The sequence below is a fragment of the Nocardioides sp. Bht2 genome (genome assembly GCF_047308515.1).
Lineage (GTDB): Bacteria > Actinomycetota > Actinomycetes > Propionibacteriales > Nocardioidaceae > Nocardioides.
Map to the genome: position 1 here is coordinate 132383 of NZ_JBLBWI010000005.1, position 12389 is coordinate 144771.

Genomic DNA, 12389 nt, shown 5'->3' on the forward strand with positions numbered 1-12389 from the left:
TCAGGCGATCGCCGCGAACTGGGCGGCATGCAGCCGGGCGAATGCGCCGTCGGAAGCCAGCAGTTCGGCGTGGCCGCCCTGCTCGACGATCCGGCCCTCCTCCATCACCAGGATCAGGTCCGCGTCACGGATCGTGGAGAGCCGGTGTGCGATCACGAACGAGGTGCGATCGGCACGGAGTGCCGTCATCGCCTTCTGGAGCAGGAGTTCGGTCCGGGTGTCGACCGACGAGGTCGCCTCGTCGAGGATCAACAGCGCAGGCTGGGCCAGGAAGGCACGGGCGATGGTGATCAGTTGGCGTTCACCGGCCGAGAGGTTCGACCCCTCATCGTCGACCCGGGTCTCATAGCCCTCGGGGAGCGAGTGCACGAATCGGTCCACGTAGGTCGCGCGGGCGGCCGCCAACACCTCGTCCTCGCTGGCATCGGGCCGGCCGTAGGCGATGTTCTCGCGGATGGTGCCCTTGAAGAGCCAGGTGTCCTGGAGCACCATGCCGACCTTGCTCCGCAGTTCGGCCCGGCTCAGCTCGGTGATGTCCACGCCGTCCAGGGTGATCCTGCCGCCGTCGAGTTCGTAGAACCGCATGATCAGGTTGACCAACGTGGTCTTGCCGGCGCCGGTCGGGCCGACGATCGCCACCGTCTGTCCGGGTTCGGCCACCAGCGAGAGGTGCTCGATCAGCGGCCGGTCGGCAACGTAGGAGAAGGAGACGTCCTCGAACGCCACCGCACCACGGGTCTGGCCGTTGCGCCGATCGCCGACAGCAGGGTCAATGCTCTCTTCGTCGGCGTCGAGGAGTTCGAAGACCCGCTCGGCCGAGGCGACGCCGGACTGCAGCAGGTTCGCCATCGAGGCGATCTGCGTCAACGGCTGGGTGAACTGGCGGCTGTACTGGATGAAGGCCTGCACCTCGCCGATCGTCAACGCCCCGCTGGTCACCCGGAGGGCGCCGACCACGGCCACCGCGACATAGGTGAGGTTCCCGATCAGCATCATCATCGGCATGATCAGGCCGCTGATGAACTGAGCGCGGTAGGAGGCCGTGTAGAGGGCTTCGTTCTGCTCGGCGAACTCGGCGTTGACCGCCTCGCGTCGGCCGAAGACCGAGACCAGGGCATGGCCGGAGATCGACTCCTCGACGTGGGCGTTCAACGCCCCGGTCCGTCGCCACTGGGCGATGAACTCACGTTGGGACCGCTTCATGATCTGACCGGTGAGGATGATCGAGACCGGCACCATCACCAAGGCCAGCAGCGCCAGCAAGGGGGAGATCCAGACCATCATCGAGAGCACCGCCACGACGGTGAGCAACGAGGTCAGCAGTTGGCTCATCGTCTGCTGCAAGGTCTGGCTGACATTGTCGATGTCGTTGGTGACCCGACTGAGCAGTTCGCCCCGCGGTTGCCGGTCGAAGTAGGACAACGGCAGCCGGTGCACCTTCTCCTCGACCTCGGTCCGCATCTGCTTCACGGTGCCCTGCACGATGTCGTTGACCAGGAAGCCCTGCAGCCAGGCGAGCAGCGCGCCGACCAGGTAGATCGCCAGTACCAGCAGGAGAAGCCGGCCCAACGCGCCGAAGTCGACCGGCTTGCCGTCGATCAGACCGTTGAAGACCAGGTCGGTGCCCTTGCCCAACAGCCACGGGCCGATCGCGGTCGCCGAGACGCTCGCCGCAGCGAGGATGAGGACGCCGATGGCACGGCTGCGCTCGGGCCGCATCCGGCGCAGCAGACGTCGGGTGGAGGCTTTGAAGTCGTCGGCCTTCGAGCCGACCATGCCGGCGCCCATCGGCCCCCGCCCGGGCCCGGTCGGACCGGCGATCCGCTCGGTCTCCTTCATCGTGGTGCTCATGCCGAAACCCCTTGGCTCGCAGCGATCTCGCGGTAGGTCGGGTTCGCGGCGAGGAGTTCGCCGTGACTGCCGGTACCGACCACCTCTCCGTCCTCCAGGACCAGGATCTGGTCCGCCTCCCGGATCGTGGCTATCCGTTGCGCCACGATCACCACCGTCGCGTCGCGGGTGATCGGGGCCAGCGCGGCGCGAAGCCGGGCATCGGTGGCGACGTCGAGGGCGGAGAAGGCGTCGTCGAACAGGTAGATCTCCGGACGCCGGACGATCGCGCGGGCGATCGCGAGACGCTGGCGTTGCCCACCCGAGACAGTGGTTCCGCCCTGCGCCACCGGGCTGTCGAGCCCTTCGGGAAGTGCCTCGACGAAGTCGCGTGCCTGGGCGATCTCCAAGGCCTGCCAGAGCTCGTCGTCGGTGGCCTCGGGGCGACCGTAGCGCAGGTTCGAGGCGATCGTGCCGCTGAAGAGGAAGGCCCGCTGCGGGACCAACCCGATCTTGGACCACAACAGTTCGGGGTCGAGGTCGCGCACATCGACGCCGTCCACCCGGACGGTGCCGACGCTGGCGTCGAGGAGCCGGGGCACCAGGTTGAGCAGGGTGGTCTTGCCGGCACCTGTCGAGCCGATCACGGCGATGGTCTGCCCGGGGCGGGCACTCAGGGTGACGCCGTCGAGGACCGGCGCTTCGGCGCCCGGGTAGGTGAAGCCCACGCCGTCCAGGTCGAGGTGGCCGACGACGTCGACCTTGCTGATCGGATCGGCCGGAGGGAGCACACTGCTCGGGGTGTCGAGGACCTCCGCGATCCGGTCGGCGCTGACCGCAGCCCGCGGCACGCTCATCAGCATGAAGGTGCCCATCATCACCGACATCAGGATCTGCATCAGGTAGGAGAGGAACGCGGTCATCGCACCGACCTGCATCTCGCCGTTGTCAACGCGGTGTCCACCGAACCAGATCACCCCGATGCTGGCCACGTTCGCCACCGTGATCACGATCGGGAACATCGCCGCCATCCACCGACCCGCGGTGATCGCGACCTCGGTGAGCTCCTGGTTCGCCGTCTCGAAACGGGCGCGCTCCTGCGGCTCGCGGACGAAGGCGCGGACCACCCGGATCCCGGTGATCTGCTCGCGCAGCACCCGGTTGACGGTGTCCAGCCGCTCCTGGACCGCCCGGAAAGCCGGAACCATCCGGGTCACCACCAGACCGACGGCGATGATCAGTACCGGAACCAGAACCACGATCAGCCAGGAGAGCCCGAGGTCCTCGCGCATCGCCATCACCACGCCACCGACCATCATGATCGGGATACCGGCGCCCATCACACAGGTCATCATCGCCAGCATCTGCACCTGCTGGACGTCGTTGGTGGCGCGGGTGATCAGCGACGGCGCCCCGAACCTGGCCACCTCTCGACCGGAGTAGTCGCCGATCGTGGAGAAGATGGCGGCGCGCAGATCGCGGCCGAACGACATCGAGGCACGTCCGGCGAAGTAGGCGGCCACCATCTGGCAGACGGCCTGCCCCAGAGTGACCACCAGCATCACCGCGCCGAGGCGCAGCACATAGTCGTTGTCCCCGGTGACGACACCGTTGTCGATGATGTCGGCGTTCAGACTCGGCAGATAGAGCATGCCGACGGTCGCGGCGAACTGCAGCGCCACGATGATCGCCAGCCAGCCACGGTAGGGGCGTGAGTAGGTGACCAGGAGGCGGAAGAGCGAGGAGCTGATAGACACGGCTATCAGTCTCACACCTTTGCCCTAGCCGCGGGGGTCACCTCGAACGTACCGTGAGGCCATGAGTGATGTGGAGCCGCTCTTCCTGGAGCCGGGCCGGGCCTTCACGGCCGAGGAGATCACCTTCTTCGCCGGACGCGGGGAGCGGACTCTCGAGCAGGCGTTGGCCGACGCCGAGGTGCTGGTCAGCTGTCCGCATTCGGGTGCTGCCATCCCCGGCGAACTGCGCCGGTTCCTGGTTCCGGAGTTCACCCGGCGGCTCCAGTTCGACTACACCGACTGCTCGACCGCACCGATCGTTCGGCGCTGGGCAGAGATCGATCCGTCGATCATCTATGTCGAGAACCCGCATCCGCGCCTCGTCCGTGACCCGAACCGGGCGCGCCCCGACGACCTCGCCGAACGGCTCACCGAAGCGCTGCGCCGGGTCCGAGAGGCAGGACTCTTCCATCGGGTCGACCTGACCGGGGTGGACGCGATCCGGCCGGTCACCTTCTCCTTCTTCCCGATGCTGGCGGTCCCCGACGACGCAGCAGGTGTTGCGGAGTTGGTGGAGGCGTTCGTCGACGCCGGAACCCGGGGTGTCGACGTCTACCAGCAGACCCGGGAGGCGTTGCAGGAACGGCTGATCAGCCAGGCGCTGGCCGGCGGTTCGCCGTCGGGCTCGCTGACCGCACTCTCCTTCCACGACACGATGAACCACACCACGACCCGGCAGGGCGCGGTCAACGTCGAGCGAGCACCACAGGACCGGCTCCCCGCTGTCGTTGCGCTCTCCAACCGGGGGACGGCGAGCGGCGACCCGCGTGCCGAGGACCCCGCCGTCACGATGGACCCGGCGCGGATCAGGCTGTTGGCCCAGGCCCATCGCGATGGCTTCGACGTCGCGGACCCGGACGACGTCGCCCTCAACCAGCCGGACCTGGGCAGCCAGGAGATCATCGCCTCCGGTGCCCGGTTCCGGGAGCTGGCGTCGGAGGCCGGAGCGGCAGGGGTCCGCTTCGACGCCGTCCAGGCGGAGTTCTTGCGCGAGCTCCTGCTCGGTGCCGCCAACGCCGCGCATATCGCGCAGCCCGGCACCGACTGGCCCGAGCCGGACGCGGCACACGTCGACGACCTCGCTCACCGGTGCGCCGCCTCCTGGGCGCGTTACCGGGAACTGGTGCGCTGAACGTCAGTCAGCGAGCACGACGTCAGTCAGCGAGCACGACGTCAGTCAGCGAGCACAGGGTCAGCCGAGAGCCAGGCCGAGCAGGGCACCCGCGGCGACCGAGGTGACGGCCAACACGATGGTCGGGATCGCGAACGAGTGGTCGATCAGTTTGGTGCCCAGTTGGGTGCTGCCGGACTCGTCGAAGTTGGCGGCCGCGATCTGGGAGCCGTTGGTGGGCAGCAGATAGATGCCCGCGAAGGCGCCGGCCCACATACCGGAGAGCAGGCCGGGCGCGATGCCGGCGGTGAGGCCGATCGGCACGATGGTCTGGGTCGCCGTCGATTGGCTGGTGGTGAGGACGCAGACCACGAAGACCCCCAGCGCGAAGACCCACGGCGCGTTGCTGACCAGGTCGCCGATGCTCTCCACGATCTCCTCGGTGTGGGCGGCGATGAAGGTGTTGGTCATCCAGGCCAGACCGAAGAGGGCGATCGCGGAGACCATGCCCGCCCGGAAGACGGTCTGCTCGGGGATCGCGGCGACCTTCGGGTTGCAGACCAGCAGGATCACCGCGCCGGTCAGGAACATGATCATCTGGATCAGTGAGGTCATCCCCATCGGATTGCCGTCGACCTCGGGTCGGATCTGCTTGAAGAGGCCGAAGACCACGATCGCGGCGACCCCGAGCAGGAAGATGATCGCGGCATTGCGGCCACTGCTGGTCGCCTTGACCTCCAGCTCCTTCGCGGCGGCAGCACCCGGTGCCAGCAGCTCGCCGCGGGCGATCCGCCCCTGGATCTCGGGGTCCTCGTCGATCTCCTTGCCGAGCCGATTGACCACCATCGAGCTCAGCACGATGCCGATGATCGCGGCCGGCAGGGTCACCTTGATGATGTCGAACATCTCGAAGTTGTAGGGCGCGACCTCGGTCAACGCCACCATCGCGGCCATCGCCGCCGAGACCGGGCTACAGGCCAGGGCGATACCGGTCGCGACCACCGAGAGCGAGAGCGGGCGTGAGGGCCGGACCCCGTTGCGGTAGGAGAGATCGGAGATCACCGGCAGCAGCGGGTACAGGATGTTGGAGGTGCCGGCGCCGACCGAGAAGAGGAACGAGACCAGCGGCGCGATCAGGGTGATCTGACGAGGTCGGGCGGCGATGATCTTGGCGGCCACGGTGACCAGCCAGTCGATGCCGCCGGCCAATTGCATCATCGAGCTGGCCAGCACCACCGTCAGCACGATCAGCAGGGCGTCGACCGGTGGGCTGCCCGGCTCCTCGCCGAAGACGAAGACCAGGACCGCGACACCGGCCCCACCCCACAGGCCGAGTGCGACACCGCTCGATCGGGTGCCGAGCACGATCGCGCCCAGGACCACCAGCAGTTCCAAGATCACGATCACGGTGTCCAAGGCGACTCCTTGCGTGGGGTTAGGAGCCCATCAGAACAGATTCCCGGCCCCGGCGGAATCATCGGCGCGCCGTCGGTTCAGCCCAGGTCGAGGCGCGTCAGCTCGTCGGCCACCGCGTCACGTACACCTCGGGGAACGTTGGACCTTGGTCGGTACTGGGCGAGCGGCTGGAACCCGTGTTCCTGGACGACGGCGGAGACGTTGCACAGCAAGGGCTCCAGCTGGTCGACGCTGCGGTCCGTGGCGTCGAGGAGCTCGGCGATCACCTGGGGCCGGCTCGCCGCTGCGCCGCCGTTCTCGGCGATCAGCAGACGCAGATAGGCCCGGACGGTGGCCTCGATCTCCTCGATGAGCCAACCGGTCCGGTGCCGGGCGCGCGCGGCCGGGTCGGTGAGGGCCAGGTGATCCGCACCGATGGTGCGGATCACGCCTTCACCGATCAGCGATTCGGTACGCGCCCGCAGCTCCAGTTGCCAGGTGTAGAGCAACTCGTCGCTCGAGCGCAGGGTCGCCTCGTGGTGGGTCCAGACCCAACGCGCGACCTCCACTCGCGAAGCCGGGGAGCCCAACTGCCGTAAGGCCTCAACGGGCCAGGAGCGCAGCAGATCGTCGACGTTCACGGCCCCAGCTTGGCATGGAGTCGGCTACTCGGCTGCGCCGATCCGGAGCATCTCCGCTCGCTCGCCGACCTTGACCCGTTCGCGTCCCGCGGCGGCACCGAGCGCGACCTCGTGCTCGTCCAGGCGCTGCCAGGCGTCGAAGGAGGTGGCGTCGATGTTGCGCTCGCGGAGCCACTGGTCGACGTCGTCGGTGCTGCGGGCGGTTGCGGTGGGGGTGGTCTCGGCCAGCAGGTGGCCGACGGTCTCGGCGGCGTCGCTCTTGGTGTGGCCGATCAGTCCGACCGGGCCGCGCTTGATCCAGCCGGTCACGTAGAGGCCCTCGACCCGCTCGCCGGCCAGGTCGAGCACTCGCCCGCCGTCGTTGGGGACGACAGCTGCGCGCTCGTCGAACGGGATGCCGGGCAGCGCGGTGCTGCGGTAACCCACGGCGCGGTAGACCGCCTGGACGTCCCAGTCGGTGATCTCGCCGGTGCCCTCCACGCCGCCGTCGCCGGTGGCCTGGGTGCGCTCGGTACGGAGCCCGACCACACCGTTGTGGTCACCGAGGATCTCGGTCGGCGCCTCGGCGAAGTGCAGGTGGATCCGGTGCGGCTTGCCCTCCAGGTCGCGGCCCACCCAGTTGGAGAGGGTGTTGAGCACCATCTTCTGCGACTTGTGCTTGGCGATGTGTTCCATGCCGTGCTCGTCGACGTCGAACCCCTCGGGGTGGACGACCACCTCGACGTTGGGGGAGTGGTTGAGCTCGCGGAGCTCGAGCGGCGAGAACTTTGCATACGCCGGACCACGCCGGGCGAAGACGTGGACGTCGGTGGTGGTCTTCGCCTTCAGGCCTTCGTAGACGTGCTGCGGGATGTCGGTCACCAGCATCTCGTCGCCGGTCTTCGCCAAGATCCGGGCGACGTCGAGGGCGACGTTGCCGACTCCGATCACGGCGACGCTCCTGGCGTCCAACGGCCAGCTCTGCTCGACGTCGGGGTGGGCGTCGTACCAGGAGACGAAGTCAGCGGCGCCGTAGCTGCCGGGAAGGTCCTCGCCCGGGATGCCGAGCTCGCGGTCGGCCATCGCGCCGGTGGAGACCACCACGGCGTCGTAGAACTCGCGGAGCTCCTCGAGCTTGATGTCGCTGCCGAGTGAGACGTTGCCGATGAAGCGCACCTGCGGCTGGGCGAGCACCCGCTGCAGGGCCTTGATGATCTCCTTGATCCGCGGGTGGTCGGGGGCGACGCCGTAGCGGACCAGGCCGTAGGGGGCGGGCAGCCGCTCGAAGAGGTCGATGGAGACCTCCGTGCCGGACTTGATCAGCTGGTCGGCTGCGTAGATTCCGGCAGGGCCAGCGCCCACGATCGCCACACGAAGAGTCATGACACCGAGTCTGCGGAGACCGGGGCCGGCTCACAACGAGAACAGGATTGGCACCTCACAAGGTATCCTTGTGAGGTGTTGAGCACGCGGGTACCCGAGCTCCGGTCCTTGGAGCTGCTGCTGGTGATCGCGCGTACCGGCAGCCTGGGAGCCAGCGCCGCCGAGCTCGGGATCAGCCAGCAGGCCGCCTCCTCGCGGCTGCGCACCATGGAAGCGCTGATCGGGGAGCCGTTGGTCGCCCGCAGCAAGCGGGGCTCCGAACTGACCCCTACCGGGGAGCTCCTCGCCCAGTGGGCCGGCCGGGTGGTGGAGGCCGCCGAGGAGCTGGACGTCGGCATCGACGCGCTCCGGGTGGACCGCCGGGCACATCTCAACGTGGCCGCCAGCCTGACCATCGCCGAACACATGCTGCCGGGCTGGTTGGTCGCACTCCGGTCGCTCCAGGCCCAACGTGGACTGCAACCGACCGAGATCACCATGACCGCCACCAACACCGAGAAGGTGGTCGCGCTGGTCAAGGCCGGTGAGGTCGAACTCGGCTTCGTCGAAGGACCCGACGCCCCCTACGGCCTGCGCCGCCGTCAGGTCGGCACGGATCGGTTGATCGTGGTGGTGGGTGCCGCACATCCGTGGGCGTTGCGGGCCCGCCGCCGGGTCAGCGCCGCCGTCCTGGCTGCCACGCCGTTGGTGGTCCGCGAAGCCGGGTCGGGAACCCGCACCGTCCTCGAGCGAGCACTCGCCGGCTACGAGACTCCGGCGCCGGTCCTCGAACTCTCCAGCACTGCGGCGGTCCGCTCGGCGGTGGCAGCAGGGGCGGGGCCGGCCGCACTCGGCGCGCAAGGGGTGCGCGACGATCTCGCCACCGGGCGGCTGGTCGCGATCGACGTTCCGGACCTCGACCTGACCCGGGTCCTGCACGCGGTCTGGCGCGACGGTCCGCACCCGCCCGAAGGGCCGGCCCGGGACCTGGTGGCGCTGGCGGTCCGTCAGGCCCGCTGAGTGGGACAACGTGGCGTCGGGCACAATGTCGGACCATGAGCAGCGCCACGAGCAAGACGAACCCCGGGAACTTCTTCGAGGACTTCGCCCTCGGCCAGGTGATCGAGCACGCCACGCCGCGGACCGTCACCGAGGGTGACCGTGCGCTGTACGGCGCGCTCTACCCGACCCGCTTCGCGCTGCCGTCCTCGGCCGAGTTCGCTGCCTCCGTCGGTCTCCGTCCGGCTCCGGTCGAGGAGCTCATCGCCTTCCACATCGCCTTCGGTAAGACAGTTCCGGACGTCTCGCTCAACGCCGTCGCCAACCTCGGCTACGCCGAGCTCCGCTTCCACGAGCCGATCGTGCCCGGTGACACCCTAGCCACCCGCTCCGAGGTGATCGGCCTCAAGCAGAACTCCAACGGCAAGTCGGGCGTCGTCTACGTCCGCTCGACGGCGACCAACCAGCGTGGCGAGGTCGCCCTGGAGTGGGCCCGCTGGGTGATGGTGCACAAGCGCGACGTCGACGCGCCGGCCCCCGAGACGGTGCTCCCGCAGTTGGCTCCGGCCCTGGCGGTCACCGACCTGGTCGTGCCGAAGGGTCTGGACTTCACCGACTACGACTTCGCGGCAGCCGGTGAGCCGCACCGGTTCGACGACTACACGGTGGGCGAGAAGATCGACCACGTCGACGGGGTAACGCTGACCGACCCCGAGCACATGATGGCCACCCGGCTGTGGCAGAACACCGCCAAGGTGCACTTCAACACCGAGGCGCGCCCCGACGGGCGCCGCCTGGTCTACGGCGGCCACATCATCTCGATGGCTCGGGCCCTCTCCTTCAACGGCTTGGCGAACGCCCAGCTGATCGCAGCGATCAACGCCGGGGCGCACACCTCGCCCGCGTTCGCCGGCGACACGGTCTACGCCTGGTCGGAGGTGCTGGAGAAGGCCGAGACCACCGCTCCCGGCGTCGGTGCCCTGCGGCTGCGTCTGGTCGCGACCCGGGGTCGCGACGAGTCGATGACCCTGCGTGGCGAGGACGGCAAGTACGCCGAGGGCGTGCTGCTCGACCTCGACTACTGGGTCTTCATTCCGCGCTAGTGGTCAGTCGAGGCGGGGCTCGATGAAGAGCCCCTCGGCCTCGACGGTGACGCCTTCGGCGTCATAGATCGCACCCTTGATCGTGACCTTGCGGCCCGACTCGGAGGCGGTCCAGGCGTGCAACCGCAGTTCGCCGAGCGGGGTGCCGCGGCGGTAGCGCAGGCTGAGCGTGCCGGTCATCAGGACCCGGCGACGGTCGGCGGCTGCCTGACCCATCACCTGGTCGAGCAGGAGCGCCGAGACGCCGCCGTGGACCAGTCCCGGCGGACCTTCGTAGGCGGCGCCGAGGGTGACCTGGGCATGGACGCCGTCCTCCCGGTGCTCGCTGCGCACCGGCGGAGCGATGGCGTTGCGATGTCCGATCACCGCGTTTCCCCAGTTCCAGACCCGGCCCTCGGTGTTGAAGTGGACACCGGCGGAGACCGGTACCTGCTCGCTGCGCAGCTTCTCCGTGATCGCCGCGATCTGGGCGGCGGCGTCCGCCAGGGTCGCCTCGTCGCTGATCGTGGACCGGATCGTCGCGTCGATCAGCTCGCGGATCGCACCGGTGAGCGGCCCGTAGGCCGCCTCGATCCGATCGATCTCGGCACTCGGAGTCGGGTCGGGGGAGAAGAGGTCGTGCTTCACGTCGAGGAGTCTATGGAGTGGGGTTGTTCGCCCCGGACGACGGCTCGAGTTGGAGTTCGATCGCGCGCTCCAGCCGGGCGAGCGCTTCGCCGGCGTCGGCGACCTCCATGGCAGCGGCATCGGAACGGCAACACGCGAGCATCTTCCGGAGCCGCAAGCGGTCCTTCTTCTCCAGACCGACGCTACGGAGATCGCGTGCCGCGACGAGGCTGGCCAGAACGACGAAGTCGATGCAGTGACGGGTCTGGGCCGGGTCTCGGACGATCTCCGTGCGGGCTGCCGCCTTTCCGACCAGTGCGGCGAACAGGGTCGGGCGGAGGACATGTCCGGTCCGGCCCCCTGTGGTCACCGCGACCCTCTCTGTCCGGCTCAGGGCTTGGGACGTGCCCGGGGCAGAGAGCGTCGGAGCGCCGCCGACACCGAGTCGGGCGGCTGCCCGCTCGCCGATGCCTTCGGGAATCAGGACGTCGATCTGGGCCAGCTCGCGGCGCCAGCGGTGCTGCAGCCCGTCCCCTGTGATGTCGGGCTGGAAGGCCATCACGCGGAGCGCGCCGGTGAAGGTGGCGAGCATGCCGGGGTTCGTCCTGATGTTGACGACCGTATCGGCATCGTCCGTTGGGCGGGACGGTGACACGTTGCGCTCGGCGCAGTGGAGGTGAACGAGTTGCCCGCCGATCAGCGTCCAGTCGGAGTCGATGTACTCGTGGAGATCCATCAGCGCGTGCCACGACTGTTGCTGGCCAGGTGAGAGTGGGGGCAGGACGATGGGTTCCGTCACTGTTCGCTCCTTGCGGACGCATTCACCGTTGTCGGCCACATAGCTCAGTGAGCAAGCGGACGGCTTCGCGATGCTCACGCACACCGTCGTGCTCCGCGAGATCGGCGGCGAGCCCGAGTGGGGATCGTGAGATCCGTGCGATCTCGGAGGGTGAGCGGTCGGCAACGATGTGGAGGATCACGTTGGTGCGTTCAGGTGAACCCGGTGAGAGGAGGTAGGCACTCTCCAAGGCGCTCAGGTCTGCTGACTCGACATAGCCCTCGACGAGGTCGGCTGCAGAGAGGTTCGACGCGGAGCGCGAGACCCCCGCGAGGTGGATGCGTGCCTCGTTGCGGAGGTCGGGGAGGTCGGGCGGAGCGGCGACGAGGAGATGGCGCGAGGCGCGCTTGCCCAGGGCGTGGCGCAGCGCGGACGCAGCTCGAGCGAGGTCGTCTGGAGCGGAGACTGCTGCACCCTGTGCGAGCAGAGCACGAAGACGGGCACGAGCCCGTGAACGTTCGGGGGCGCTGAGCGCTGCGACTGCCTCGGCGTCGTCGGAAGAGACGGCAAGAATCGCCCACGCCGATCGTGGGGAGAGCGGCCGACCGGCTGGCGGGTAACTACGTAGTCGACGCAGTTCATAGCTTTCGATGACCCATTGATGACCGATCTTCTCGGCGCGGAGCGAGCCGCCACGAATGCGCTGGTGAATGCGCTGGGGATGGACGCCGAGAAGCTTCGCGGCTTCGGCGACGCTGTGGCGTGGGCTGGACATCGGGCGCTCCTCCC

At 68.6% G+C, this 12389-nt stretch carries 11 protein-coding genes; 3 read left to right on the forward strand and 8 right to left on the reverse strand.

What is annotated here, in order from left to right:
• Positions 1-1851: an ABC transporter ATP-binding protein gene (locus ACLM5J_RS09510; protein WP_413656167.1), complete on the reverse strand. Its 1851-nt coding sequence runs from the start codon at positions 1849-1851 to the stop codon at positions 1-3.
• Entirely contained in the window at positions 1848-3587 is a 1740-nt protein-coding gene (locus ACLM5J_RS09515; protein ID WP_413656168.1) for an ABC transporter ATP-binding protein, read from the reverse strand. Before ACLM5J_RS09515 ends, ACLM5J_RS09510 begins: the two co-directional genes overlap by 4 nt.
• A 61-nt stretch (positions 3588-3648) precedes the next feature.
• Between ACLM5J_RS09515 and ACLM5J_RS09520 the strand changes: the two genes are divergently transcribed.
• On the forward strand, positions 3649-4758 hold the full coding sequence (locus ACLM5J_RS09520) for an N-formylglutamate amidohydrolase (RefSeq protein ID WP_413656170.1): 1110 nt from the start codon (positions 3649-3651) through the stop codon (positions 4756-4758).
• Positions 4759-4818: 60 nt separating this feature from the next.
• On the opposite strand, the gene ACLM5J_RS09525 is transcribed toward ACLM5J_RS09520, so the two are convergent.
• The 3 genes from ACLM5J_RS09525 to ACLM5J_RS09535 all read right to left on the reverse strand — a co-directional run bounded on the left by ACLM5J_RS09525 (position 4819) and on the right by ACLM5J_RS09535 (position 8135).
• Positions 4819-6144 carry an anaerobic C4-dicarboxylate transporter gene (locus ACLM5J_RS09525; protein WP_413656249.1) on the reverse strand — a complete coding sequence of 442 codons (1326 nt, stop codon included), beginning with the start codon at positions 6142-6144 and terminating at the stop codon, positions 4819-4821.
• 86 nt (positions 6145-6230) lie between these two features.
• Positions 6231-6773 (reverse strand): hypothetical protein, encoded by a 543-nt coding sequence (locus ACLM5J_RS09530; protein ID WP_413656171.1) that lies wholly within the window; start codon positions 6771-6773, stop codon positions 6231-6233.
• A 24-nt stretch (positions 6774-6797) separates the two neighbouring features.
• Positions 6798-8135 carry an FAD-dependent oxidoreductase gene (locus ACLM5J_RS09535; RefSeq protein ID WP_413656172.1) on the reverse strand — a complete coding sequence of 446 codons (1338 nt, stop codon included), beginning with the start codon at positions 8133-8135 and terminating at the stop codon, positions 6798-6800.
• Between the two features lie 75 nt (positions 8136-8210).
• Between ACLM5J_RS09535 and ACLM5J_RS09540 the strand changes: the two genes are divergently transcribed.
• Together ACLM5J_RS09540 and ACLM5J_RS09545 are read left to right on the forward strand one after the other, a co-directional pair.
• Positions 8211-9134 (forward strand): LysR family transcriptional regulator, encoded by a 924-nt coding sequence (locus ACLM5J_RS09540; protein WP_413656173.1) that lies wholly within the window; start codon positions 8211-8213, stop codon positions 9132-9134.
• A gap of 35 nt (positions 9135-9169) precedes the next feature.
• Positions 9170-10216: a MaoC family dehydratase gene (locus tag ACLM5J_RS09545; protein ID WP_413656174.1), complete on the forward strand. Its 1047-nt coding sequence runs from the start codon at positions 9170-9172 to the stop codon at positions 10214-10216.
• A gap of 3 nt (positions 10217-10219) precedes the next feature.
• On the opposite strand, the gene ACLM5J_RS09550 is transcribed toward ACLM5J_RS09545, so the two are convergent.
• Genes ACLM5J_RS09550 through ACLM5J_RS09560 form a run of 3 tightly spaced genes read right to left on the reverse strand, consistent with a single transcriptional unit; the run spans position 10220 to position 12375 of the window.
• On the reverse strand, positions 10220-10843 hold the full coding sequence (locus ACLM5J_RS09550; protein WP_413656175.1) for a PaaI family thioesterase: 624 nt from the start codon (positions 10841-10843) through the stop codon (positions 10220-10222).
• Between the two features lie 10 nt (positions 10844-10853).
• Positions 10854-11621 carry a hypothetical protein gene (locus tag ACLM5J_RS09555; protein ID WP_413656176.1) on the reverse strand — a complete coding sequence of 256 codons (768 nt, stop codon included), beginning with the start codon at positions 11619-11621 and terminating at the stop codon, positions 10854-10856.
• A gap of 22 nt (positions 11622-11643) precedes the next feature.
• Positions 11644-12375: a helix-turn-helix domain-containing protein gene (locus ACLM5J_RS09560; RefSeq protein WP_413656177.1), complete on the reverse strand. Its 732-nt coding sequence runs from the start codon at positions 12373-12375 to the stop codon at positions 11644-11646.
• Positions 12376-12389: the final 14 nt, after the last annotated feature.